Origin of the sequence: Mycobacterium sp. pR1184 (assembly GCF_041287235.1) — a bacterium.
In the GTDB taxonomy this organism is placed as follows: Bacteria; Actinomycetota; Actinomycetes; order Mycobacteriales; family Mycobacteriaceae; genus Mycobacterium.
Genome location: NZ_JBGGKR010000003.1, coordinates 163,350 through 187,654 on the forward strand (window position 1 = coordinate 163,350; position 24,305 = coordinate 187,654).

Here is a 24,305-nt window from a genome sequence, read left to right on the forward strand (position 1 = left end):
TTGACGGCCGCCGGGGTTAGGGACTGGCCGCGGGCTGCGCCGGAGACGGCGCGGTTGCGGCGTCGAGCAATCCGGTGACGTGCTTCCAGTAAAGCCAGTCGGCGACGGCACAACGCTGGGCAGCCGGGTCGGCCGACGCGCGCGCCTCGCCGAGGATCACTTCTTGTGCGTGCGCGGCGTATCCGCGGAAGGCTCGCAGGTGGGCCTTCTCGCGGCCGCTGGCACGGCTTGCCAAGGGACGCATCACCTCCAGCCACAACTTCGAGCGCCCGTCGATAGGCGCGCTGGCCGGCGGTGCCGGCAACAGGGCGGCCAACCGCGAATCGGGAGTACCCGCCAAGCGCTGCGCCGACGAAGGATCAACCACCTCCAGCCGGGACCGGCCGGCCATTGCGCCGCTTTCCGGGATGTCCTCGGGTTTCAGCACGATCTTGGCCACGCCCGGGTCGGAATCGCCGAACTGCTCTTCGGTCGCGATCACCGCCCGCAGCTTAGTGTTTCGGTGTCCTGCCCAACCCTGCACAGCGATCACCGGATAGGTCGCCCAGCGTGCCCGCTCGGTGGCCGGAATCGCCTTCTCGGCACTGGCCATCTGCACCTGTTCGGGTAATCGCACGCTGTCGGGGAGGTAGGCCAGTCCGTAATTGTTGGCCACCACGATGACGCCCTCGGTGGTCACCGCGGTCACCCAGAAGAACTTCAAATGGCCGGCGCCGCCGCTGTCGGGTGCATTGAGCGCAGCCGCGATGCGCCGCGCGAGCACCAGGGGATCGGCCTCGCCGCGGCGCGCTGCGGCGGCGGCGGCATCGCGTTCGGCCCGCGCCGCCGAAACCGGAACGGCCGCGGCCGAATCCGATTCGGTGTTGCGTTGCACCGCCTTCGGTCGGGCCGCGGCGGCGTCACGCGCGTGCTGCGTGGTCGCCGCGGCCGGTCGCATACCGGCCGATGAACCGGGCGAGTTTTGCCCGATCGGCGCTCCCGACCCCGCACCCGAACCCGCGGCGGCACCGCGCGATCCGGCCGGTGCTGCCGGTGCGGACGGCATGCCGGTGGCCGACGCCGGCGCCATCGCGGGACCCGTGTCGCGCGGCCCCGCCCACTGCGCGGCCGGCGCCGCCGGCGCGGCAGGCATGCCGGTGCCGCGGCCGCTGCCGCCGAGGGGTGGCGCGGATTCCGCCGGGCTCAACGGTTTCGGCGCGCTCGGTGGCACTGCCGGAGCAGACCCGCCGGTGGTTGGCGGCGCTACCGGTGCCGGCGGAGCCGGGGCCATCACAGTTGCCGGCGGTGGGGCGGTGGTGGCGGGCGGGGGAGCCCCGGTCGAGGACTGCGCGGTGCCGTCGGGTGAACCCTGTCCCCAGGAACGGTCGCGCCGGTCACGATCACCCAGCAGTGGGTCCGCAGACGAGGAGTCCGGCGGTGCTTTCTGATCGAGCAGATCCTGCAGTGCACGCTCGGGCGGCTTCCAGTCCTTGCTCTGCAGAATCTGTTCCGCGGTGCCCTGGACGACGCTGACGTTGGCGGTACGCGTCGCGGCGACCACCGAATTGATGGCGGCGGTTCGTTCGGCGGGCTCGAGCTTGGAATCCTGCTCGATCAGGTTGATCTGCCGGTGCGCGGCCTCCACGTTGTCTCCGATGTCCGACTTCGCCTGCTCGATCGATCCGGCGACCTTCCGCTGCCAGGTGATCGCGGTGGCCAAATCGTTTTGCAGCTTCACCAATTCGTCGATATTCGATTCGATCTGGCCGTTGGCGGTGCCGGCTGCGCTCCCCGACCAGACTCCACTGACGAAGATCTCGCCCTGCTGCTGACGAAAGGTGTCCAGCACCTCGGTTACCTGCCGCAACACCTGCAGGTACTGACGGGCTCGGTCGTAGAAGGCGTCTTCGGCTACGTCGGGCCAGCCACCGCCGTCGAGCATGGCTTCGGCAAACCCGCCCGTCGGCTTGACCATGCCCATAACCTAGGTCCTCTCACATTGCCGAACCCCCGCATCGGGGGCGGCGGCCAGCAACCTAACGATCGCGGGCTTGGCGCGCTTGGTCAATAAGCTTAATCGAGGTAGGGGCAAGGTATTTCCGCGAAAATGCGCCACCGGACTCGTCGCCGCAAGCCGCATTCCGGTTAACGAGAGCTGTGCAGTGGCCATCGTTTACACATATTCGTCGGCAAGGTCGTTCAATGCAGCGAACACCTCGTCGACGCTGATGTCGGCCATGCGCCGTTGATCGAGGTGCCGGTGCGGCCCGAATCTGAATCCCCATGTCAGCGATCGCGTCGGGCCGAAGAGTCCGACGCCCGGCACCCTCGCCAGATCGGCGGCATGCAGCATGCAGGAGTCGATGCCCAGGAAAAGGTCCGCGTGGGCGACCATGCTCATGCTCACATCGAGCGGGAGCCCGAGGTGGGGGACGACGCGATCACGTTCCCGCCCGACGTTGAGGTCCTCGCGTCCCATCCCGACGACCCATGCCACGAAGTTGGGCCGGGTCGACAAGAATCGGTTCAGCAGATCGATGAATCGTGTAACCGGCCAACGCTTTTCCCTCCAATCGGTGTCGGCGTGCACCACCAGCACCTTGGTTCCGGGCCGCAGCGCGGCACGCATCGAGCGGGCTTGCGTTTGCACGGACGACGGGATGGACACCGGCTGGGCGTAGTCCTCGATCCGCAGCGACCGATCGAAAAGACGCGCCAACTTGAACAGCAGGTCGCAGGCGTGCCACGCCTGTTTGGGAACCGTGACGTCGTACTCGGCGTAATCGCCGGCGAAGCCGATGGTCGTGGTGGGGGCACGACGCCGCTGAAGGTCCCGAAAAGCGTCCATCGGCAGGTTCGTGCTTACGGCGTTGATGAGCACATCGACGGGGCCGAGCTCTGCGGCCAAGGCCGCATAGTCGGGGGATTGCACGGGAAGAGCGGACGGCCCCGTTTCCGGCACTCCGGTGACGTCGACAAGGCGGGGGCTCACCTCCCGGAAACACAGGTCGAAGGACACCTTGGGGGAAAGCACCGTCAGTGGGGCGTCGAACATTTCGCCCAATGCGCGCACCGTCGGCAGCGTCATGACGGCGTCGCCGATGTTGGCGGTGAAATACAACGCGGGCCGGCGTGCCTCGAGCAGATGGGCCAGCGCCCCGGGTTCGATGTCCGCCCAGTTCTCGTCCGGGTGGATTGCGACGTCGGTCACCCGGCTACGGCCGCGGCGGGACTTCGACCCGGTGCAAGTCGTCGCCGAGCTCGATGCGCCCGCGGAATTCCTGCGCGGCCAGTGTCCGCCATTGTTCTTCCTGCCCGGGCACCAGCGCCGGCACATAGTGCGTCATGACCAGCGTGCCGACGCCCGCACGGGCCGCGGTGGCCGCGGCTTCTTCGACCGAGGAGTGGTAGTCGCAGATGTCCTGCAGCCGCTGCTGCGGGATCTGGGTGACGATGTCCTTACGGATCACGGTGTGCACCAACGCGCCCGCCCCGGCCGCCAGCTCGTCCAAACCCGCGCACGGCACCGTGTCTCCGGCCAGCACCACCGAGGCGCCGTCGGCGTCGACCCGGAACCCGATCGTCGGAGCGACCGGCCGGTGGTCGGTCGGAGCCACCCGAATCGAGACGCCGTCGCGGTCCCACACCGGGCCGTGGGTGTACTCGTGTACCTCGACCGCTGGTGGGGTGTTCAGGTCGTCATGATGGGCGATTCGGTAACCGATGTCGTGGCCGAACGCCTTCAGCGTCGCTTCGACCGTCTCCGCGGTGCCCGGTGGCCCGATGATCGGGAACGGCGCCGGATCGGGCGTGAACGTGGTGATCCAGCGCGTGATCAGCAGGTCGCCGAGGTCGCCGATGTGGTCGCTGTGCAGGTGGGTGAGCAGCAGCGCCGACAACCCGGCGGCGCCCACCCCGACAGCGGCCGCGCGCTGCAGGACGCCGCGCCCACAGTCCACCAGGAACACCTGCCCACCGGCTCGCACCAGCGTCGCCGGTCCCGCGCGGTTCGGATCGGGGATGGGGCTGCCGGTGCCCAACAGGGTGATCTCGATCATGGCCCTCATCCTTCAAGACCCGTCGGCGGCTTGTGGCCCATTCGCCGGTATCGACGGGTGATCGAGCCGCCGGTTTTCGCGTTGGCTTTCCCGCCGCGCGAGTTCGCCGTAGCCTGGTGTGAAGCAGATCACAACCAGCTGGAGGCTTGATGCGGATAGCGGACGTTTTGCGGAACAAAGGCGCGGCGGTCACCACGATCAATCCCGACGCGACGGTACGGGAATTGCTCGCCGGCCTCGCCGAGCAAAACATCGGCGCCATGGTGGTGGTCGGCGACGAGGGGGTCGTCGGCATCGTGTCCGAACGCGACGTCGTGCGCCAACTGCACGTCCATGGCCCCAGCATGCTCACTCGCCCGATCTCCAAGATCATGACCGCGACGGTCGCGACGTGCACGAAGTCCGACACGGTCGACGAGATCAGCGTGCTGATGACCAAGAACCGGGTGCGTCACGTGCCCGTGCTCGACGGCAAGAAGCTGATCGGCATCGTCAGCATCGGTGACGTCGTCAAGACGCGCATGGAAGAGCTCGAGGCCGAACAGCAGCAGCTGCAGTCCTACATCACCCAAGGCTGAGTGCGGGAGATTTCACCGCGAGCGTAGGCGCACTGCGAAATCCGACGCCGCGAATGGCCGTGCGCTTACGCTCGCGACACAACGCCAGGGCCTACCGCCAGGCGTAATCGGTGCGCAGGCGTGCGGCCACCACGTCGAAGACCTCGCGCTGCAGGATCGCGCCCTCGCGGCGAATGCCCTCCTCGGGCACATCGAGCACCCGATCCAGCCGCACCCAGCTCGGCCTGCCCTCGTAATCCCAGTCGCCGGTGCCGATCCCGACCCAATCCGGGTCGGCGGCGTAGCGCTCCTGGCTGGACAGCATGAGTCCGAGCAGGACGCCGCGGTCGCGGCCGACGACGAGGACCGGGCGGTCCTTGCCCTGGGTGGGGTCGTCTTCGTAGACCACCCACGTCCAGACGATCTCCCCGGGATCGGCCCGCCCGTCGAGGTCTGGGGCGTAGACCACTTTGCGGGCCCGTTGCGCGGTCGGAAAGCTGTCGCTGGTCACCGGCCGTCCCTCGGTGATCGACGGCGCCTGCGAGTCGCCGCTGGACGCCCGCGCGTTCGCGGTCGTTTTGACGACTTGCTCGATTTCGCGGTAGACCGCGTGCGCGGTCTGAACCTGCTGGATGAAACGCGGAACCCCGTAAACGACGACGTTCTGGGCAAACCGCTGGAAGGTCTTCCACTGCGATTTCCGGCTGGACGCCATAGTCGCAGCATAGTCGTCGGTACCCGGGCGCCTCTGTGTCCGAGTGTGTCCCGACCAGCTTGCATAGATACCCTGGACGTACCCGCGAACCGCCGGTCAAGCAGCATCAACAGCACCCGCCAGGAGATCCCCATCAGCAGTTTCGCCGACAAGACCTTCACCGCGCCGGCGCAGATCAGGAACTTCTGCATCATCGCTCACATCGACCATGGCAAGTCCACCCTGGCCGACCGGATGCTTCAGCTCACCGGCGTCGTCGACGAGCGGTCGATGCGTGCGCAATACCTGGACCGGATGGACATCGAGCGGGAGCGCGGCATCACCATCAAGGCCCAGAACGTCCGGCTGCCCTGGAAAGTCGATGGCACCGACTACGTCCTGCACCTGATCGACACCCCGGGCCACGTCGACTTCACCTACGAGGTGTCCCGCGCGCTGGAAGCGTGCGAGGGCGCGGTGCTGCTGGTCGACGCGGCGCAGGGCATCGAGGCCCAGACGCTGGCAAACCTGTATCTGGCGCTGGACCGCGACCTGCACATCATCCCGGTGCTCAACAAGATCGACCTGCCAGCCGCCGACCCGGACCGCTATGCCGGCGAGATCGCGCACATCATCGGTTGCGACCCCGGCGACGTGCTGCGTGTCTCCGGCAAGACCGGCGAGGGCGTGGCCGACCTGCTCGACCATGTGGTGCGCGAGGTGCCGCCCCCGCAGGGCGACGCCGACGCCCCGACCCGCGCGATGATCTTCGACTCCGTCTACGACATCTACCGTGGCGTGGTGACCTACGTCCGCGTGGTGGACGGCAAGATCGTGCCGCGTGAGCGCATCCTGATGATGTCCACCGGCGCCACGCACGAGCTGCTCGAGGTCGGCATCGTCTCGCCCGAACCGAAGCCCAGCGCGGGGCTGGGTGTGGGCGAGGTGGGGTACCTGATCACCGGTGTCAAGGACGTCCGCCAATCCAAGGTCGGGGACACCGTGACGACGGCGCGCAACGGCGCCAAGGAGGCGCTGACCGGTTATCGGGAACCCAAGCCGATGGTCTACTCGGGCCTGTATCCCGTGGACGGCTCGGACTACCCGGACCTGCGCGACGCCCTGGACAAGCTGCAACTCAACGACGCGGCGTTGACCTACGAGCCCGAGACCTCGGTCGCGCTGGGCTTCGGATTCCGTTGCGGCTTTTTGGGTTTGCTGCACATGGAGATCACCCGCGAACGCCTGGAGCGCGAATTCGATCTGGACCTGATTTCAACGTCGCCCAACGTCGTATACCGGGTGGTCAAAGAGGACAACAGCGAGATCGTGGTGACCAACCCGTCGGACTGGCCCGAGGGCAAGGTCCGCGAGGTGTACGAGCCGATGGTCAAGACCACCGTCATCGCGCCCAGCGAGTTCATCGGCACCATCATGGAGCTGTGCCAGTCACGCCGCGGTGAGCTGGGCGGCATGGACTACCTGTCGCCGGAACGTGTCGAGCTGCGCTATTCGATGCCGTTGGGCGAGATCATTTTCGACTTCTTCGACTCGCTGAAGTCACGGACCCGCGGCTACGCCAGCCTGGATTACGAGGAGGCCGGTGAGCAGCTGGCCGACCTGGTCAAGGTCGACATCCTGCTGCAGGGCGAGGCCGTCGACGCGTTTTCGGCGATCGTGCACAAGGACGGGGCTTCCGCTTACGGCAACAAGATGACGACCAAGCTCAAGGAGCTGATCCCGCGTCAGCAGTTCGAGGTGCCGGTGCAGGCCGCGATCGGGTCGAAAATCATTGCGCGCGAGAATATTCGGGCAATCCGCAAGGACGTGCTCTCCAAGTGCTACGGCGGTGACATCACCCGTAAGCGCAAACTGCTGGAAAAGCAGAAGGAGGGCAAGAAGCGGATGAAAACCATTGGGCGCGTTGATGTTCCGCAAGAGGCATTCGTCGCGGCGCTGTCCACCGATGCCGCCGGGGACAAAGCGAAGAAGTAGCGATTGGCTTGGGGGGCCGAGTTGAGGCGAGGGATTGCACTATTGGCTGTCGCCCTGCTGACCGCCGGTTGCGTCAACACCGTGGTCGGCATGCCGAAGCGCGCCGTTCACCCCGCTTCGCCGGTCGTCGCGCTCGAGCAAGTCCTACCGACCGACGACGAGGTCACGGCCGCGGCCGGTAACCCGCTGATGCCGGAGGGTCCGCCTCAGGTCGGCGCTATAGACGTGCTGCCGAACGGGATTCGCGACGACAACGACGCCGCACCTATCGCATGTATCGGTGCGACTTCCCCATTGCTGCGCGTCGTCTACGAAAAGGGATTGGTCCGTGCGGTGGCTACCCAGACCTATTGGAATCCCGACTTGAGTGTGCCGGTGTTCGGTGTGCGCGCGGGTGTGGTCCGGTTGGCGTCGTCAACGGATGCACAGCGATTCTTCGCGTCATTCGTACCGCAGTGGCAAAGATGCGACGGCACCACCGTCACGATGTACACGCACGATACCGAGAACACCGAGTTGTATTCGAAGGTCACCGACGTGAAGGTCGACGGCCCGATACTGTCGGCGACCGTCATCAGCTGGGACAACCACCACACCCCACAGAGCGCCAACGAGCACGCAGTGGGGGTGGAATCCGATGTCATCGTCGACGTCAGAGTTTCCGTCGGGCCGCACGTGGAGGCCGGAACTCGGGCCATCGATCTCGCCCGGGTGATGTTGCGCAAGGTATCGAGCTCGAACTGACGGCGACCGACCCCGGCGCATCGTGTCGAGGGTATTACCTTGCCGGGTAACGGCTTTCGCTACATCGGCGCGTTGGCGGGCTGGAACATCCCCGAGCCGTCGGATTCCTCCTCGGCGCGAATCACGTGTACGACCGCGTTGATCAGCGCCAGGTGCGTGAACGCTTGCGGGAAGTTGCCCAGGTGCCGGCCGGTGCGCGGTTCGATCTCCTCGGCGTAGAGATGCAACGGGCTGGCGTAGGACAGCAGCCGCTCGCACAGCCGCTTGGCCCGCGCCACCTCGCCGATCTCGACCAGCGCGGACACCAGCCAGAACGAGCAAATCGTGAACGTGCCTTCCTCGCCGGACAGCCCGTCGTCGGTCTGCTCGACCCGGTAGCGCAGCACCAGGCCTTCCTCGGTGAGTTCGTTGGCGATCGCCAGCACCGTGTTGCGCACCCGCGGGTCATCAGGCGGCAGGAATCGCGTCAGCACCACCAGCAGCAGCGAGGCATCCAGCGCGTCACTCCCGTAGCGCTGGGTGAAAACACCGCGGGAGTCCACACCGTTCTTGAGAATGTCGGCCTTGATCTCCTCGGCGATGACCCGCCACTGCTGGGCATAGCTCTTCTCGCCTTGGCGCTCGGCCAGTTTGGAGCCGCGGTCGAGTGCCACCCAGCACATGACCTTCGACGACGTGAAGTGCTGCGGCTCCCCGCGTACTTCCCAGATGCCGCGATCGGGCTCACGCCAGTGCGCGATCGCCTCTTCCACCTGCTTCTTGAGCACCGGCCACAATGTCTCCGGAACCTGTTCGCGTGACTTGGCGTGCAGATAGAACGAATCCAGGATCGAGCCCCAAATGTCGTGCTGGATCTGGTCGTAGGCGCCGTTTCCGATCCGCACCGGCCGCGCGTGGTCATAGCCGGACAGATGGTTCAGTTCCTCTTCGACCAGGCTGCGCTCGCCACCGACTCCATACATCACCTGCAGCGGATGACGCTCGTTGTTGTTGGCGCCGGACACGTCGGCGATGAACGCGAAGAAGTCGTCGGCCTCGCGATCCAGGCCCAGCGTGTACAGGCCCCACAACGCGAAGGTCGAGTCGCGGATCCAGGCGTAGCGGTAGTCCCAGTTGCGCTCGCCCTGCGGCGTCTCCGGCAGCGACGTGGTGCTGGCGGCCAGCAGCGCGCCGGTGGGTGAGTAGGTCAAGCCCTTCAGGGTGAGCGCGCTGCGCTGCAGGTAGGCCCGCCACGGGTGGTCGGGGAAGTTGCCGATGTTGATCCACTGCCGCCAACACTCGGTGGTCTGCCACATCTTCTCGGCGGCTTCTTCATAGGTCTGCGGCGCCGGGTGCTTGGTCCAGCTGAGCGCGACGAACACGTCGTCGCCCTCCTTCATCCGGGTGCGGGCCCGCGCTTCGCGGCCCTCCAGCCCGATGTTCAGGTTGCTGGTCAGCCGCAGCTGCGGATGGTCGTCGGGCTGCTTGCTGGCACGCGCGAGCACCTCGCCGTAGGCATGGGCGGAGTACTCCCACGCGGGGCCGATGCGGTGGTAGTCGAACGCCGGTTCGCAGCTCATGACCAGTTCGACGGTGCCGCTGACGCAGCGCACCGTGCGCAGCAGGATGTGCTCGGCATCCCAGTCCATCGGCGTACGGCGGTGGGTCTTCGACCGGCGCTCGATGTCATGCCAAGGGCCCATCACCAGCGCGTCGCGCACGATCAGCCAGCCGGTATGGGTCTGCCACGTGGTTTCCATGATCAGACTGCCGGGCAGGTAGCGGCGCGCCGAGGGCACCGAGACGCCGTACGGGCCGAGCCGGAAATGGCCCGCGCTGCGGTCCAGGATCGCGCCGAACACGCTCGGCGAGTCCGGCCGGGGCACACACAGCCACTCGACCGAACCGGCGGGGGAGATCAGGCACGTCGTTTCCCAGTCGGACAGGAATGCGTAGTCGGCGATCGGCGGAAACGGGTTGCGCAGCGAGCTGCTGGAGGTAAAGGGCGCCGACGCGCTGAAGTCGAGCGGCGAAGCCTGTGGCGATTGGCGCGCGGAGGGAAATGACTGCGCGGGCTCCCCGTTGGCGGGCTGGTCGGCGGGTTCGGCGTGCATGACCATCCCGCCATCATCATCTGTCGAGGCGCCCGGCGTCCATTTTTTGTCCGGCCCCTGGCGCGGCGGTTCTCGGCGGATCAGCCGTTCGGCCGGGCAAACTTCGGTGCGTGCTCGGGCAGCGGACCGATCGCCACCAGGTAGGCGAGGAATCGCCGCAAAGACGGCAGCCGGCCGGCCAGTCGCACGCCCCGGGGCGCTTCGCCATCGCTTCCGGTCACCACGTCGGCGACCACTTGGGCGTGGATCATCCGCTGTACCGCCTGGATGATCGCCGTGGGTATCCAACGGCGCACCTGCACCCGCAACAGCTCCAGGGTCGAGACCCGGCCGGCTAGCAGCGGGTCGGCCAGCAGGCGCGCGGTGGCCACGGCGTCGGCGACCGCGAGGTTGATCCCGACACCGCCGACCGGCGACATCGCGTGCGCCGCATCGCCGATGCACAGGGCCCCGTCGGTGTACCACCGGTGGAGCCGATTGAGTTGCACGTCAAGCAGTTTCACGTCATCGAACGACGTCAGCGTGCCGACTCGGTCGGCGATCCAGGGCACCAGGTCCACCAGCACCCGGTGCAACGCCTCGATGCCCTGGCCGCGTAGGTCGGCATCGGCGCCCTTGGGAATGATGTAGGCGATCTGGTAGTAGTCGCCGCGGTCGATCATGATGATCCCGTGTCCGGCCACGAACATGCCGGCAAGCCCGCTCGGGTCGTCGGCATGACGAGGCAACCGGAACCACCACACGTCCATCGGGGCGCCGAACCGCCGCGGTTGGAATCCGAGCGCGGAGCGCACCGTGGATCCGCGCCCGTCGCAGGCCACCGTCAGCAAGGCGCGCATCTGCTTGCTTTCGCCGGTGGAGTCGCGATAGGTGACGCCGGTGACGCGGTTGCCGTCGCGCACCACGCCGGTCACTTCGGTGCTGCGCAGCAACCGGAAGCTGGGTTCCCCCTCGGCCGCGGTGGCCAACATCTCCAGGAAGTCCCACTGCGGCACCAGGGCGATGTGCTGGTGGGCGCCCGGCAACCGGGACAAATCGAGGTTCAGCGGTTGGCCCTGCATCTCCAATGTGATGCTGTCGATCAGGCGATGCGGAAGCTGGCTGAACCGCGAGCCCAAACCGAGTTCGTCGAGCAAGCGCAACGTGCTTGCGTGCACGGTGTCGCCCCGGAAGTCACGCAGGAAGTCTGCGTGTTTTTCCATCACCGTGACTCTTACGCCGGCCCGCGCTAACAGCAGGCCAAGCACCATTCCGGCCGGACCGCCGCCGGCGATGACGCAGGTGGTTTCCTCGGATGCGACAGGCACTCGCAGATCTTGACACATTGGTGTTTCCACAGCTCGGACGAATAGTGTGAGCCGGGTGAACGGGTTTCTCAATTGGTGGGACGGAAATGAGCTGTGGATTTCCGGACTTCCCTTCGTGCTGCAGGCCATGGTGGTGATGCCCGTCGTGCTGGCGGTCGCCTACCTCGCGGCGGTGGCCCTGGACTCCGTGCTCAGCAAAGGCCTCGAATTGATGCAGCGCGCGCGTCAGACCGACGGGACGCCCAGGTAACCGGATGCCTCGTTCGCACGTGACGTTGGTTCTGGTCACGCTCGTGGTGTTGGTGATCGTCGCCTGGTGGGTGACGCACTGAGGCGGGCACGCCGACTTGCGATGCCACCCGGTCCGGTGGCGGGTCAGCGAATTCCTGTTAGGCTTCGCGCCATGCACCTGACATCCGAAGCCCCGGAATGTGATGTCTTCGTGCACTGTTGTCGCTGACTACCACCCGTGCGCGGTCTGGTAGGGAGTTCGCGAATTCTCCTGACGTCTTGATTGCCTTTCCGCAGCAACGGACCGAAATCCGTAAGCCCGCACCGAAAGGCCGTCAATGCTTATCGACAACGCCGGCGCACCGCGCTGGCGGCCTCTTGTCGCGCTCGCACTGATCGTCGGTGTCGTCGCGGCCTGCGGCGGCGGCCCCAGCGATGTCGTTGGTGGCAGCGGGCCCTCGGGTGCGCACACCACGATCACCCTGGTCGCCTACTCCGCTCCAGAACCCGGATGGAGCAAGGTGATTCCCGCGTTCAACAACTCCGAAGAGGGCAAGAGCGTGCAGGTGATCACCTCCTACGGCGCCTCGGGTGACCAGTCCCGCGGCGTTGCCGAAGGCAAACCGGCCGACCTGGTGAACTTCTCTGTCGAGCCGGATGTGACCCGATTGGTCAAGGCGGGCAAGGTTTCCAAGGACTGGAACACCGACGCCACCAAGGGCATCCCGTTCGGGTCGGTGGTGACTTTCGTAGTACGCAAGGGCAATCCGAAACACATCAAGGATTGGGATGACCTGCTGCGGCCCGGTGTCGAGGTCATCACGCCCAGCCCGTTGAGTTCCGGCTCGGCCAAATGGAATCTGCTGGCCCCGTACGCCGCCAAGAGCGAGGGCGGCCGGAATGGCCAAGCGGGAATCGACTTCATCAGCCAATTGGTGCGCGACCACGTTAAATTGCGACCCGGGTCGGGCCGAGAAGCCACCGACGTCTTCGTCCAGGGCAGCGGCGACGTGTTGATCAGCTACGAGAACGAGGCCATCGCCACTGAGCGACAAGGCAAGCCGGTCGAGCACGTCACCCCACCGCAGACCTTCAAGATCGAAAATCCGCTGGCGTTGGTGACAACGAGCCCGCACCTCGACGTCGCCACCGCGTTCCGCAACTTCCAATACACGGCCGCTGCGCAGAGATTGTGGGCCCAGGCCGGTTTTCGGCCGGTCGACCCGTCGGTCGCCGCCGAATTCGCCGACCAGTTCCCGTTGCCGCCGAAGCTCTGGACAATCGCCGACCTGGGCGGTTGGGCCACGGTCGATCCGCAGCTTTTCGACAAGAGCAACGGCAGCATCACCAAGATCTATACGAAGGCCACCGGATGACCGTGACGACGCCCCCGGGCCCGGAAGCTGTTCGGCCCGAGCTCGACTCGCCCAGTAACACCCAACCGGTCGCGCGGTCGTTCGGGCGCGGTGGCACCTCGTCGCTTCGCGTCGGGGTGGCGACGCTGTGGCTCTCGGTGATCGTGCTGCTGCCGCTGGCCGCCATCGTGTGGCAGGCCGCCGGCGGCGGCTGGCAGGCGTTCTTGGAGGCCGTCACATCGCGTGCCGCGATCGACTCGTTTCGGGTGACGCTGACCATCTCCGTCGGGGTCACGGTGGTCAATCTGTTGTTCGGCCTGCTGATCGCCTGGGTGCTGGTGCGTGACGACTTCCCCGGGAAGCGTCTCGTCGACGCGATCATCGACCTGCCGTTCGCGTTGCCGACGATCGTCGCCAGCCTGGTCATGCTGGCTCTCTACGGGAAAAACAGCCCGGTCGGCCTACATCTGCAGCACACCGCCTGGGGTGTGGCGGTGGCGCTGGCGTTCGTGACGCTGCCGTTCGTGGTGCGCGCCGTTCAGCCGGTGCTACTGGAAATCGACCGGGAAACCGAGGAGGCCGCCGCGTCACTGGGCGCCAGCGGGCCGAAGGTCTTCACCTCGGTCGTGTTGCCCGCGCTGCTGCCGTCGTTGCTGTCCGGTGCCGGCCTGGCGTTTTCGCGGGCCATCGGCGAATTCGGTTCGGTGGTCCTGATCGGCGGGGCGGTACCGGGTAAGACCGAAGTGTCGTCGCAGTGGATACGCACGTTGATCGAGAACGACGACCGCACCGGGGCGGCAGCGATATCGATTGTGTTGCTGTTGCTTTCGTTTGTGGTGCTGTTCGCCCTGCGCCTGGTCGGCGCGCGGGCGGCCCGGCACGAGGAGCGCGCGCAGTGACATCGTCACGCTGGGTTCGTTACCTCACTCGGTATGTCGCGCTGGCCTATGTCGCGGTGTTGCTGATCATCCCGGTGGCGGTGATCTTGTGGCGAACGTTCGCGCCGGGGTTCGGCCAGTTCGTCGACTGGATCAGCACTCCGGCGGCGATATCGGCGCTGGACTTGTCACTGCTGGTGGTCGCCATCGTGGTGCCACTGAATGTCTTGTTCGGAATTCCCACCGCACTTGTCTTGGCGCGCAACAGATTTCGCGGCAAGGGTGTGCTGCAGGCGGTCATCGACCTGCCGTTCGCCGTCTCGCCGGTCGTCGTGGGTGTTGCGTTGATCGTGCTCTGGGGGTCGGCCGGTGCGCTCGGCTTCGTGGAACGCGACCTGGGTTTCAAAATCATCTTCGGCCTGCCGGGCATTGTTCTTGCCAGCATCTTCGTCACCCTGCCGTTCGTGGTACGCGAGGTCGAGCCGGTGCTGCATGAGCTGGGAACCGACCAGGAGGAAGCGGCGGCCACCCTGGGTTCTGGCTGGTGGCAAACCTTTTGGCGGATCACGCTGCCGTCCATCCGGTGGGGCCTGACCTACGGCATCGTGTTGACCATCGCCCGTACGCTCGGCGAATACGGCGCGGTGACCATCGTGTCGTCCAACCTTCCGGGCAAGTCGCAGACACTGACGCTGCTGGTCTCGGATCGCTACAACCGTGGGGCCGAATACGGTGCCTACGCATTGTCGACGTTGTTGATGGGTGTTGCCGTGGCCGTGCTTGTCGTCCAGGTGATTCTGGATGCCCGCCGGGCACGAGTGGCGAGCAAGGCCTGACAAGGAGATTCGGACATGACCGACGCCAAAACCACCGACCTGGCGATCACCGTGCGCGACGCCAACAAGCGCTACGGTGATTTCGTCGCATTGGAGCATGTGGACTTCGTGGTCCCCACCGGCTCGCTGACGGCCCTGCTGGGCCCGAGCGGTTCCGGCAAGTCGACCCTGCTGCGCACCATCGCCGGTCTCGACCAGCCCGACACCGGCACGATCACGATCAACGGCCGTGACGTCACGCGGGTGCCGCCGCAGCGGCGCGGCATCGGGTTCGTGTTCCAGCATTACGCCGCGTTCAAGCACATGACGGTCCGCGACAACGTTGCGTACGGATTGAAGATTCGCAAGCGGCCCAAGGCCGAAATCAAGGAGAAGGTCGACAACCTGCTGGAAGTCGTGGGGCTCAGCGGATTTCAGGGTCGCTACCCTAACCAGTTGTCCGGCGGTCAGCGACAGCGCATGGCGCTCGCGCGCGCTTTGGCCGTCGACCCGCAGGTGCTGCTGCTCGACGAGCCGTTCGGGGCGCTGGACGCCAAGGTTCGCGAGGATCTGCGCGCCTGGCTACGCCGGCTGCACGACGAAGTCCACGTCACCACGGTGCTGGTCACTCACGACCAAGCCGAGGCGCTGGACGTCGCCGATCGGATCGCGGTGCTGAACAAGGGCCGTATCGAGCAGGTCGGGTCCCCAACCGAGGTCTACGACGCCCCGGCGAACGCGTTCGTGATGTCGTTCCTCGGTGCGGTCTCGACGCTGAACGGCAGTTTGGTTCGCCCGCATGACATTCGGGTCGGTCGCAATCCCGAGATGGCGATCGCGGGCGGTGATGGCACCGCCGAATCCATCGGCGTCGTCCGCGCTACCGTCGACCGCGTCGTGGCACTGGGATTCGAGGTGCGCGTCGAGTTGACCAGCGCGGCCACCGGCGGCAGTTTCACCGCCCAAATCACCCGAGGCGACGCCGAGGCGCTGGCTCTCAAGGACGGGGACACCGTCTACGTGCGCGCCACCCGCGTGCCCGCCAGCATCGCTGCCGCCGCGCCGTCCGGCGGTGCCGACGAAGAACAGAGCACGTTGACCTCGGCCTGAAAGTTATTGCAGCGACCAGTAGGGCGGTTGCTGGGTCAGACGCTCGATGTACTCGGTCACCGTCAGCTCGTCGGACTCAGCGGTGTCGTCGCCGTGGGCGAATGGGCACCGTCGTGGATCGGTTTCGACGATCCACACCGCTTCGAGTTCGACTTCCGGGACGGGGGCGCCCGGCGCCGGTGAGATCAGGTCCGCGGCGAATCCCTCCGCGCCGGGCCAAGTCAGGCCGTCGCTGTAGATGACCTCGTTGTTCCGGTTCAGGGCGACGACATGGAAGTGGGGCAGCCCGGCCAGATGCTCGGCGAGCCCACGGGGTTCGTAATCGCCCATTGCGCCATGTTAGTGCCGCAAGCGATTTGACGTACGGTCAGCCGGCTCAGGCCGCTCAGGCCGCGATCTGGTCGGCGGCCGTGGCGGTGAAGCGATCCAGCACGGTCTCGGCCACCAACCGGTCGGCTCCCAGCGGGGCGGCCATCTCGATGCCGGCCTTGGCGGCGAATCTCTGCACCCGATCGGGGATGAATCCCGGCGCCAGGAACCACGGTGCGACGACTACCCGCTGGGCGCGCTGCCGGCGCAACCTGCCCAACGCATCGGAGAGCGAACGTTCCTGCTGAGTGGCGAACGCGGTGGTTGCCCCCGCCCAGGACGTGCCCGCCAACAGCTTTGGCGCGACCCGGCCGGTACGCGCGTTCACCGCCAAGTCGGAAGTGCCGATCGCCACCACGAGGACACCGACGCCCTCGTCGCGGCGCGAGACCCCCAGCTCCGTCACGCGCCGACGCAGTACCTCCACCATCCGGTCGTCTTCGCCGAGCACCGGTGCCTGCCACACTTGTTGGTTCGTAACACAATTGGCGATCTGGGCGGGGATGTCGACGCGGGCGTGGTACGCGTTGGCCAACAACAACGGAGTGACGACCGCCGGGCCATCCACCGACATGAGCACGTCGGCCAGGCTCGGTGAGCTGTGTTCCAGGAATGCCAGTCGCACATCGAGGTTCGGCCGCAAGCACACCACCTGGTCGGCGACGGCCCGTGCATTGGCCACCGACCGTGGATCCTTGCTCCCATGTGCGGTCAGGACGAGGCTGGGGTCGACGGCGCCACTCTCCCCCGCAAGCGGGAGGTGCCCCCACCTCATCGCTACGCTCTGCATCGTCGCCGGCGCGTCACGACGCGTGCAGCCCGCATTCGGTTTTGGCCTGCCCCTGCCAGCGTCCGCTGCGCGGGTCGGCGCCCTCGGCGGGCTTGGCCGTGCAGGGGGCGCAGCCGATCGACGGATAGCCTTCGTAGACAAGCGGATTGACCAATACATCGTGCTCGTCGATGTAGTTCTGCATGTCCTCGTCGGTCCACGCCGCCAGCGGGTTGACCTTCACCAGCTTGAATGCTTCGTCGAAGCTGATCAGTGGCGCGTTCGCGCGAGTCGGTGCCTCGACCCGGCGTATCCCGGTCACCCACGCGGAGTAACCGCTGAGGGCTTTGCTCAGCGGGGCGACCTTGCGGAGCCGGCAGCATTCGCCAGGGTCCCGCGCGAACAGGTCCTTGCCCTTCAGCTTGTCCTGCTCGGCCACCGTGTGCTCCGGCGTGACGTTGAGAACTCGCACGTCGTAGACGGATTCGATCGCATCGCGGGTGCCGACGGTTTCGACGAAGTGATAGCCGGTGTCCAGGAACAGCACCGGCACGCCGGGGCGCACCTTGGACGCCAGATCCACCAGCACGGCGTCTTGCATGTTGGAGGCGACGATGTAATTGCAGGTTGCCCAGCCGCGGGGGCCGTTGATACCGCCGAAGTTCTCATCCGTCCAGCGCAACAGCTCGGTGGCGCTGGCGCCCTCGAGTTCGGCCGCGCCCCGGGCGGCCAGCTCACGCAGTGCGGCGTATTCCGGGTCTTTCGTTTCGGTGCTCATCGCAGATCGCCCTCCTCGGCGCGAAGTGCCCACTGCGCGAACCGCTCTCCCTCGCTGCGGTGCTTGACGAAGTTGCGTACCACCCGATCGATGTAGTCGCCCAGCTCGTCACTGGTCACCTTGTGCTGGCGCAGTTTTCGGCCGAATCCGCTGTCCAGCCCGAGGCTGCCGCCTAAATGCACCTGGAAGCCCTCGACTGAGTTTCCGTCGCCGTCGTCGACCATCTGACCCTTGAAGCCGATGTCGGCCACCTGAATCCGCGCACACGAGTTCGGGCAGCCGTTGATGTTGACGGTGATCGGGACGTCGAGGCGTGAGTTGATGTCATTGAGCCGCTGTTCCAGCTCTGGCACCAAAGTCTGTGCCTTGACCCGGGTTTCGGCGAAAGACAACTTGCAGAACTCGATCCCGGTGCAGGCCATCAGGTTTCGGCGCCAGTGTGAGGGGTTCGCCTGCAACCCGAGGGCCTCGAGGCCGGCGACGAAGCCGTCGAGCTTGTCGTCGGGGATGTCGAGGATGACCAGCTTCTGGTAGGGGGTGAACCGGATCCGGTCCGAACCCGCCTGCTCGGCCAGGTCGGCCACCGCGGAAAGGATGGTGCCCGAGACCCGGCCCGCGATCGCGGCGACACCGACCGCGTTGAGTCCGTTCTTGAGCCGCTGTACTCCGACGTGGTCGATCGGGTGCGTGACCGGCTCGGGGGCCGGGCCGTCGATCAGCGGCCGCTTGAGGTACTCCTGCTCGAGAACTTCACGAAATTTTTCTACGCCCCAGTCCTTGAGCAGGAACTTCAGCCGCGCCTTGGCGCGCAACCGCCGGTACCCGTAGTCGCGGAACACCGAAGTGACCGCGGCCCACACCTCGGGCACCTCTGCCAGAGGCACCCACGCGCCGAGACGCTGGCCCAGCATCGGGTTGGTGGACAACCCGCCGCCCACCCACACGTCCAGGCCGGGGCCGTGCTCGGGGTGGTTGACGCCGATGAACGCGATGTCGTTGACCTCGTGCACCACATCCTGCAGACCCGAGATCGCGGTCTTGTACTTGCGCGGTAGGTCGGCGAATTCGGGTTGACCGATGTAGCGCTTGACGATCTCGTCAATCGCCCAGGTGGGGTCGAGCACCTCGTCGAGCGACTCACCGGCCAGCGGTGAGCCCAGGATCACGCGCGGGCAGTCGCCGCAGGCCTCGGCGGTCTGCAATCCGACCTCGGCGAGCCGCCGCCAGATCTCCGGGACGTCCTCCACCCGGATCCAGTGGTATTGCACGTTCTCCCGATCGGAGATGTCAGCGGTGTCGCGGGCGAACTCGGTGGAAATCTGGCCCAGAGTGCGCAGCGCGCCGGCTGAGAGGGCGCCGCCGTCGCAGCGCACCCGCATCATGAAATACCGGGCTTCGAGCTTGTCCATGTTCTCGTCGCCGGTCCAGCTGCCGTCGTAACCCTGCTCACGCTGGGTGTACAGACCCCACCAGCGCATCCGGCCACGCAGATCATTCTTTTCGATGCTGTCGAAGCCGTCCTTGGCGTACGTGTTCAAGATGCGTTCACGCACTTCCAGCGGGGGGCCGGCCTGCTTGAACTCCTCGTTGGCGTTCAGCGGCTCGCGCTCTCCCAGTGCCCACTGGCCCTCGCTTCGAGGGGCCTTGGCGGGACGGGCTGTGGTCATTCGAAGATCTCCTTCGCGGGCTGTGCAGGCGTGGACGCGCGACTCACCGGTCAATTGCGGCGGGCGCAGATCCGGCGCCAGCTGGACGTACAGGTGGGCGGGTCTACGACATCAAGCCGGACAGCTACAGCTGCAGACACGTTTGAGATCGATGTGCCGCCGAACCACTAGCGCGATGCGCTGGCTGGGCTGGGCGACGGTCACGCGCCCATTCTGCCATGGATAGAGGCGGCCAGCGCCACCAGGTCAAATTTGCCCTCACGATGAGCAAAACTACCCGGTAATCCTGGGTAATCGGATAGACAAAACCGAGAAACCCCTGAGAGGCCAGTCCGCTCGGCGTCTGACGTGGTCAATCGGCCAGGCCGCCGGGTGAACGGCGTCGACACGGTCCGCGCAGCGTAGTACAGAGGTGGCTGACGCCCGGGGCGGCAGGCCCGGGTGAATTTGCTCACCCCCGCGGTGGCCGAGCGGCCGGCGTGCCCCGGCGAACGTGCAATCATTTGGCATGGCTCTTCGCGCAGCATCGGTTGAGCTTCCCGGCCTACAGCGCAGTCCTGGGCAGTCGTTCGGGGTGTACATCCACGTCCCGTTCTGCATAACTCGTTGCGGGTATTGCGATTTCAACACCTACACGCCCGCCGAGCTCGGCGGCGTCAACCCGGACGCCTGGCTGGAGGCGTTGCGCACCGAGTTGGCGCTGGCCGCGGCGCGGCTGGACGCACCGACGGTGAATACGGTGTTCGTCGGCGGGGGGACGCCATCCCTGCTGGGGCCTGCGCGCATCGTCGCGCTGCTCGACATGGTCCGTGAACACTTCGTGCTCGCCCCGGACGCCGAGGTCACCACGGAGGCCAACCCGGAATCGGCCTGGCCGGACTTCTTCGAGGCCGCCCGAGCGGCCGGCTACACCCGGGTGTCGCTCGGCATGCAGTCGGTGTCCCCGTTCGTGCTGGGTGTCCTCGACCGAATCCACACGCCGAACCGGTCGGCTGCCGCCGCCCGCGAGGCGCTGCAGGCGGGCTTCGAACACGTCAGCCTCGACCTCATCTACGGCACGCCGGGGGAGACCGACGACGAGCTGCTGCGCTCGGTCGATACGGCGATTGCGACCGGCGTCGACCATGTGTCCGCGTATGCACTGGTCGTCGAGGAGGGGACGGCGCTGGGGCGCCGGGTCCGCACCGGTGAGCTGGCCGCACCCGACGACGACGTGCTGGCGCACCGTTACGAGCTGCTCGACGAGCGCCTATCCGCGGCCGGTTTCGATTGGTATGAGGTGTCGAACTGGTCGCGGCCGGGCGGGCAGTGCCGGCACAACGTGGGCTACTGGGACGGTGGTCACTGGTGGGGCGCGGGACCGGGTGCGCACGGGTACGTCGGCGCAACGCGGTGGTGGAACGTCAAGCACCCCAACGCATACGCGGAAATATTGGCGGATTCCAGGTTACCCGTGGCGGGCTTCGAGCAGCTGGATGCCGAGGCGTTGCACACCGAGGACGTGCTACTGAAAACCCGTATGCGCCAAGGGCTTCCGTTGGATGCGCTGAACGCCGTCGAACGCGAACGAGCCAAAACCGTTGTCGCCGACGGCTTGTTGGTGGCAGACGGCGACCGGCTGGTCCTCACTGCACGCGGCCGGTTGCTGGCCGACGGGGTGGTGCGGACCCTACTAGGGTGACGGCGTCAAACGCCGAACCACCCTTCGACGACGCGGGCGATCTCGATGTAGAGCGGGATCCCGATCGTGACGTTGTAGGAGAACGTCAGACCCAGTGACGCGGCCAACGGCAGCGTCGGACTCGCTTCCGGGATTGCCAGTCGCTGGACCGCCGGCACCGCGATGTAGGAAGCCGCGCCGCACAAGACGGCGAACAGCACGTAGGTGCCGGTCTTGAAGTCGGTGTGGGTCAGGCTCGCGTAGGAGCAGGCGACGATGATCCCCAGCGTGGCAAAGACATTCGGCGCCAGCACCGCGAAGAAGATGAAGCCGGGTCCCGCCGTTCGAAGGTCCTTCAACTTGCGTGAGGCCGTCATGCCCATCTCGAGCAGGAACAGGCACAGCACACCCTGGAACGCCATCACGAAGAACTTGTCGTCGTCCTGCACGACCTTTTGACCCTGCAGACCACTGATCAGGCCGATCACAATCCCGCCGATCAGCAGTACCAGCCCGGGGTTGAGGAACACCTCCTGGAACAGCTCACGGGAGAAGATGGACGGCTTCTTCTTGGTGAGCTGCACGCCCGGGCTGACGTCGAGTTCGTCTGTGCGCTCGCCCTTTTCCAGCGAGAGTTCGAGTTCCTCCTCGATCGCGCGCTCGGTCTCCAGGCTCTGGCCCTGCGGGGGCCGTGCCGCGGTGCCAGGCCCGATGCCGACCTTCACCGGCGCATAGCCCGGCTCGTCGGCCATGTTGCCCGCCGCGTCAATTCCCCGGTGCCGCAGGTGAGCCACCAAGTAGAGCGCCACCAGGCAGCCGGGAATCTCCATGACGGCCAGCATCACCGGCATGTACGCGTTGAAGGCGATGTTCACCGCGGCCAGGACCGCCACACAGGTGGCGAACGTCCCGGCAGAATCCGACCCGTAATAACCGGCGATCGTCGCCCGATCGATCCTGCGCAATTTGGTCAGCCAACCGAGCAGGTAATAAGCGACGATGCCGATCACGAAGTTGAGCGCGAAGCCCAACACCATGAATCCGATGATCGCCCCGACGCTGGAGGCATTGACCTCGGCGAGTTCCTCACCACCGTGCCAGCCGATAGCCAGCAGCAGGTACATAGTGAGGCCTTGATAGATCACATAGGGGAACTCGAATCGCACCTTCAAGATCGGGATCAGGAATCCGAAGTAGAAGAAAAGCAGAAGCGGTTTGAACAGGTTATGCGTGAAGTTATGCCAGAACTCTTGCAGCATTGGTGCCTCTCTTTTCCGTCCGGTGGCCCGGGGGAAGCACCGTCCGCAAGCGGGGGCTACCACGAACATCCCGAAGACCGTGGAAAATTTAGCTCTGCCGCTGCCAAACCGCCACTCGGATCTGACCCGAATTGTGCATGTCGTTCCAAGCCGGGCGGAAATGATTGGGGATCCCAAAACCGGTGGTCACAGCGATGCTGGTGGGACCGGGTATGGCGGGGTTAACGTGAATCTGGTGTGAGTTGGCTGTGTATTTACTGTCAGGATTAGCGTGTCGCCGCTCAACCGGAAATTAGCGAGGGCCGCACGCCGGCGCCCCGTTTGCGGTGGGTCACCGACAGCCAGGCGGACGGCGAGTAATGCGTCGTAATTTCTTCGAATCCGTCGACCCGAGAAACCGTAAGCACGCCTGTTTCCTGGTTTATTTCGAGTTCGTCGCCGTCGGATCCGTGGACTTCTTCACCGTTCGCGAGCCGGATCACGAACATAATGTTCCTCTCAGTGGAAGGGCGTTAATCGCGATCGGGCATTTGCTGGGTCGTCCGCACCGGCCGGATTAAACCTTTGTTACGTTTTTCTGTCAGGGTCCGTGGGAAACGTCCGGCGCGGATCGTCCGGCCCCGGAATGCTTCGGCGGTTCGAATGCTTTTGATAGCGGTTCACCCGAACTACCCCCTTCTCCGCGCCGGTCGGCTGGCGAGCCCCCCATGCAGTCCGCGTCGGAGCCAGTGATGGTACGGGGAACACAGCCATGCTAGCCCTTTCCTATTCGCTGGGCAGGTGAACGAGGGGCAAACGTTTGGCCTGCCGATGCCTCCGGGTGGACCGCTCGACGGGCCCTCACGCGATCAGTTCCGCGGTCGCTGCCTGCGCAAACGGGTCGGGCGCAGAACTGAGACGGCCGATCGCCCGGCCACTGCGAAGAGCCGACGCCGGATTAATTCCAGGAGCGATCGATCCGCGCGCAGCGCCCCTGGAGGCCCCGATCGCACACCTGCGAGAAGCTGTCCGCGCAGGCGCCGCATCTGATTGCGCGCTAATTGGCTTTGCGCCGGCGTGCCGACAATTCGTCGGGCGGCGCCTCGGTTCCGGCCTCCGGTGAGCGTTCCAGGTAATCGGCCAGGATGCGGCTGGTCAACGACTCGATGTTCGACTCGATCGAGGACGCGAGCGTTGCGGTGACGGTCGCCACCGCCTGGGTGCGGAACCGAACCAGCATCGTGATCAACTCGGCGATCTCGGCATCGGCGGGCAGCGCCTGGCCGGGTTTGATTTTGTCGAGGACGTGTTCGGCGCCGGCGCGCACCAACAGCTCGCTGATCTTGTCGATCTCGGGCACGATCTGCTCGTGCAGGTCGACTAGCTTCTCCAATTCGACGCCGTAGCCCCGGATCTCGTTGAACGCCTCGATCAGCTTGGGCCGGGTCACGGTGGCCTGCTGGCCGTCGACGCGGATCACCTGCAGGGCGACCAGCCGGTCGAACGCGGTCGGGTCGTCGACGAGCGCCTCGGCGTCGGCGAGCGGCATGGTCTCCGGTTTCTCGGTGGTCCAGCTGCCCACGATGGCCGTCTCGAGGCCCAGCACGTCGCCGAGGCTCTTGCCTTCTTCCCAGGCGCCCAGCATTTCCCGCACATGGGCGATGTTGTAGCCGCGATCGAGCATCGAGGTGATCAGCCGCAGCCGGGTGAGATGGGTGTCGTTGAACAACGCAATGCGCCCGACCCGCATTGGCGGCGGCAGCAGTCCGCGATCCCGGTAGACCCGGATGTTGCGGGTGGTGGTGCCGGCCAGCCGGGCCAGGTCGTCGATCCGGTACTCCCCGGATGCCGCGTCGCCATGCGGGTGCCGCACCGCCGCGTCGAACAGCTGCGACACCGCGGTGTCGATGAAGTCCCGCGATTGGCGCCGAACGCGTTTGGGCGCCCGCCGCACGTTGTACAGGACGCTGGCGATCGTGCCGGGTTCCGGTTTCTGTGCCATCTCAGT

At 66.1% G+C, this 24,305-nt stretch carries 21 protein-coding genes and 1 pseudogene; 9 read left to right on the plus strand and 13 right to left on the minus strand.

Annotated elements, in window-relative coordinates:
• Nucleotides 1-16: 16 nt before the first annotated feature.
• From ACAG21_RS06615 to ACAG21_RS06625, 3 genes are all read right to left on the minus strand, one after another.
• Nucleotides 17-1,954: a secretion protein EspK gene (locus ACAG21_RS06615; protein WP_370495167.1), complete on the minus strand. Its 1,938-nt coding sequence runs from the start codon at nucleotides 1,952-1,954 to the stop codon at nucleotides 17-19.
• A 198-nt stretch (nucleotides 1,955-2,152) separates the two neighbouring features.
• On the minus strand, nucleotides 2,153-3,190 hold the full coding sequence (locus ACAG21_RS06620; RefSeq protein WP_370495168.1) for a glycosyltransferase family 9 protein: 1,038 nt from the start codon (nucleotides 3,188-3,190) through the stop codon (nucleotides 2,153-2,155).
• Nucleotides 3,191-3,194: 4 nt separating this feature from the next.
• Complete coding sequence (locus tag ACAG21_RS06625) at nucleotides 3,195-4,037, minus strand: ribonuclease Z (RefSeq protein WP_370495169.1); 843 nt, start codon at nucleotides 4,035-4,037, stop codon at nucleotides 3,195-3,197.
• 149 nt (nucleotides 4,038-4,186) lie between these two features.
• Here ACAG21_RS06625 and ACAG21_RS06630 point away from each other — a divergent pair, with 149 nt between their 5' ends.
• On the plus strand, nucleotides 4,187-4,615 hold the full coding sequence (locus tag ACAG21_RS06630) for a CBS domain-containing protein (protein ID WP_370495170.1): 429 nt from the start codon (nucleotides 4,187-4,189) through the stop codon (nucleotides 4,613-4,615).
• Between the two features lie 91 nt (nucleotides 4,616-4,706).
• Here the strand turns inward: ACAG21_RS06630 and ACAG21_RS06635 are convergent, their stop codons facing one another.
• On the minus strand, nucleotides 4,707-5,309 hold the full coding sequence (locus ACAG21_RS06635; protein ID WP_370495171.1) for a type II toxin-antitoxin system PemK/MazF family toxin: 603 nt from the start codon (nucleotides 5,307-5,309) through the stop codon (nucleotides 4,707-4,709).
• Between ACAG21_RS06635 and lepA the strand changes: the two genes are divergently transcribed.
• A complete protein-coding gene (gene lepA / locus ACAG21_RS06640) occupies nucleotides 5,286-7,283 on the plus strand; it encodes a translation elongation factor 4 (protein ID WP_370495474.1) in 1,998 nt (665 codons plus the stop codon). The genes ACAG21_RS06635 and lepA overlap by 24 nt on opposite strands.
• A gap of 42 nt (nucleotides 7,284-7,325) precedes the next feature.
• Complete coding sequence (locus ACAG21_RS06645; protein ID WP_370495172.1) at nucleotides 7,326-8,027, plus strand: sensor domain-containing protein; 702 nt, start codon at nucleotides 7,326-7,328, stop codon at nucleotides 8,025-8,027.
• A 59-nt stretch (nucleotides 8,028-8,086) separates the two neighbouring features.
• Here the strand turns inward: ACAG21_RS06645 and ACAG21_RS06650 are convergent.
• Together ACAG21_RS06650 and ACAG21_RS06655 are read right to left on the minus strand one after the other, a co-directional pair.
• Nucleotides 8,087-9,997, minus strand: a pseudogene (locus tag ACAG21_RS06650) (glycoside hydrolase family 15 protein); the annotation flags it as partial.
• Between the two features lie 203 nt (nucleotides 9,998-10,200).
• Nucleotides 10,201-11,445, minus strand: coding sequence for an FAD-dependent oxidoreductase (locus ACAG21_RS06655; RefSeq protein WP_370495173.1), 1,245 nt, complete (start codon nucleotides 11,443-11,445; stop codon nucleotides 10,201-10,203).
• 37 nt (nucleotides 11,446-11,482) lie between these two features.
• Between ACAG21_RS06655 and ACAG21_RS06660 the strand changes: the two genes are divergently transcribed.
• The 5 genes from ACAG21_RS06660 (at nucleotide 11,483) to ACAG21_RS06680 (ending at nucleotide 15,816) form a co-directional block, all read left to right on the plus strand.
• Nucleotides 11,483-11,677: a hypothetical protein gene (locus ACAG21_RS06660; RefSeq protein ID WP_370495174.1), complete on the plus strand. Its 195-nt coding sequence runs from the start codon at nucleotides 11,483-11,485 to the stop codon at nucleotides 11,675-11,677.
• Between the two features lie 319 nt (nucleotides 11,678-11,996).
• On the plus strand, nucleotides 11,997-13,034 hold the full coding sequence (locus tag ACAG21_RS06665; protein WP_370495175.1) for a sulfate ABC transporter substrate-binding protein: 1,038 nt from the start codon (nucleotides 11,997-11,999) through the stop codon (nucleotides 13,032-13,034).
• Nucleotides 13,031-13,912, plus strand: coding sequence for a sulfate ABC transporter permease subunit CysT (cysT, locus tag ACAG21_RS06670; RefSeq protein ID WP_370495176.1), 882 nt, complete (start codon nucleotides 13,031-13,033; stop codon nucleotides 13,910-13,912). Before ACAG21_RS06665 ends, cysT begins: the two co-directional genes overlap by 4 nt.
• Nucleotides 13,909-14,727: a sulfate ABC transporter permease subunit CysW gene (gene cysW / locus ACAG21_RS06675; protein WP_370495177.1), complete on the plus strand. Its 819-nt coding sequence runs from the start codon at nucleotides 13,909-13,911 to the stop codon at nucleotides 14,725-14,727. Before cysT ends, cysW begins: the two co-directional genes overlap by 4 nt.
• Before the next feature lie 15 nt (nucleotides 14,728-14,742).
• Complete coding sequence (locus tag ACAG21_RS06680) at nucleotides 14,743-15,816, plus strand: sulfate/molybdate ABC transporter ATP-binding protein (RefSeq protein ID WP_370495178.1); 1,074 nt, start codon at nucleotides 14,743-14,745, stop codon at nucleotides 15,814-15,816.
• A gap of 3 nt (nucleotides 15,817-15,819) precedes the next feature.
• Here the strand turns inward: ACAG21_RS06680 and ACAG21_RS06685 are convergent, their stop codons facing one another.
• Genes ACAG21_RS06685 through ACAG21_RS06700 form a run of 4 tightly spaced genes read right to left on the minus strand, consistent with a single transcriptional unit; the run spans nucleotide 15,820 to nucleotide 19,399 of the window.
• Nucleotides 15,820-16,146 carry a hypothetical protein gene (locus ACAG21_RS06685; RefSeq protein WP_370495179.1) on the minus strand — a complete coding sequence of 109 codons (327 nt, stop codon included), beginning with the start codon at nucleotides 16,144-16,146 and terminating at the stop codon, nucleotides 15,820-15,822.
• 55 nt (nucleotides 16,147-16,201) lie between these two features.
• Nucleotides 16,202-16,960 (minus strand): sirohydrochlorin chelatase, encoded by a 759-nt coding sequence (locus ACAG21_RS06690; protein ID WP_370495180.1) that lies wholly within the window; start codon nucleotides 16,958-16,960, stop codon nucleotides 16,202-16,204.
• A gap of 28 nt (nucleotides 16,961-16,988) precedes the next feature.
• Complete coding sequence (locus ACAG21_RS06695) at nucleotides 16,989-17,732, minus strand: phosphoadenylyl-sulfate reductase (RefSeq protein WP_370495181.1); 744 nt, start codon at nucleotides 17,730-17,732, stop codon at nucleotides 16,989-16,991.
• On the minus strand, nucleotides 17,729-19,399 hold the full coding sequence (locus ACAG21_RS06700) for a nitrite/sulfite reductase (protein ID WP_370495182.1): 1,671 nt from the start codon (nucleotides 19,397-19,399) through the stop codon (nucleotides 17,729-17,731). The genes ACAG21_RS06695 and ACAG21_RS06700 overlap by 4 nt, the downstream gene beginning before the upstream one ends.
• Nucleotides 19,400-19,907: 508 nt before the next feature.
• Here ACAG21_RS06700 and hemW point away from each other — a divergent pair.
• Nucleotides 19,908-21,080: a radical SAM family heme chaperone HemW gene (gene hemW, locus ACAG21_RS06705; protein WP_370495183.1), complete on the plus strand. Its 1,173-nt coding sequence runs from the start codon at nucleotides 19,908-19,910 to the stop codon at nucleotides 21,078-21,080.
• A gap of 5 nt (nucleotides 21,081-21,085) precedes the next feature.
• Here hemW and ACAG21_RS06710 read toward each other — a convergent pair whose 3' ends face one another.
• The 3 genes from ACAG21_RS06710 to ACAG21_RS06720 all read right to left on the minus strand — a co-directional run bounded on the left by ACAG21_RS06710 (nucleotide 21,086) and on the right by ACAG21_RS06720 (nucleotide 24,299).
• On the minus strand, nucleotides 21,086-22,318 hold the full coding sequence (locus ACAG21_RS06710) for a sodium-dependent bicarbonate transport family permease (protein WP_370495184.1): 1,233 nt from the start codon (nucleotides 22,316-22,318) through the stop codon (nucleotides 21,086-21,088).
• Between the two features lie 281 nt (nucleotides 22,319-22,599).
• A complete protein-coding gene (locus tag ACAG21_RS06715; RefSeq protein ID WP_096289182.1) occupies nucleotides 22,600-22,806 on the minus strand; it encodes a hypothetical protein in 207 nt (68 codons plus the stop codon).
• A 548-nt stretch (nucleotides 22,807-23,354) separates the two neighbouring features.
• Complete coding sequence (locus ACAG21_RS06720; protein ID WP_370495185.1) at nucleotides 23,355-24,299, minus strand: MerR family transcriptional regulator; 945 nt, start codon at nucleotides 24,297-24,299, stop codon at nucleotides 23,355-23,357.
• Nucleotides 24,300-24,305 lie beyond the last annotated feature (6 nt).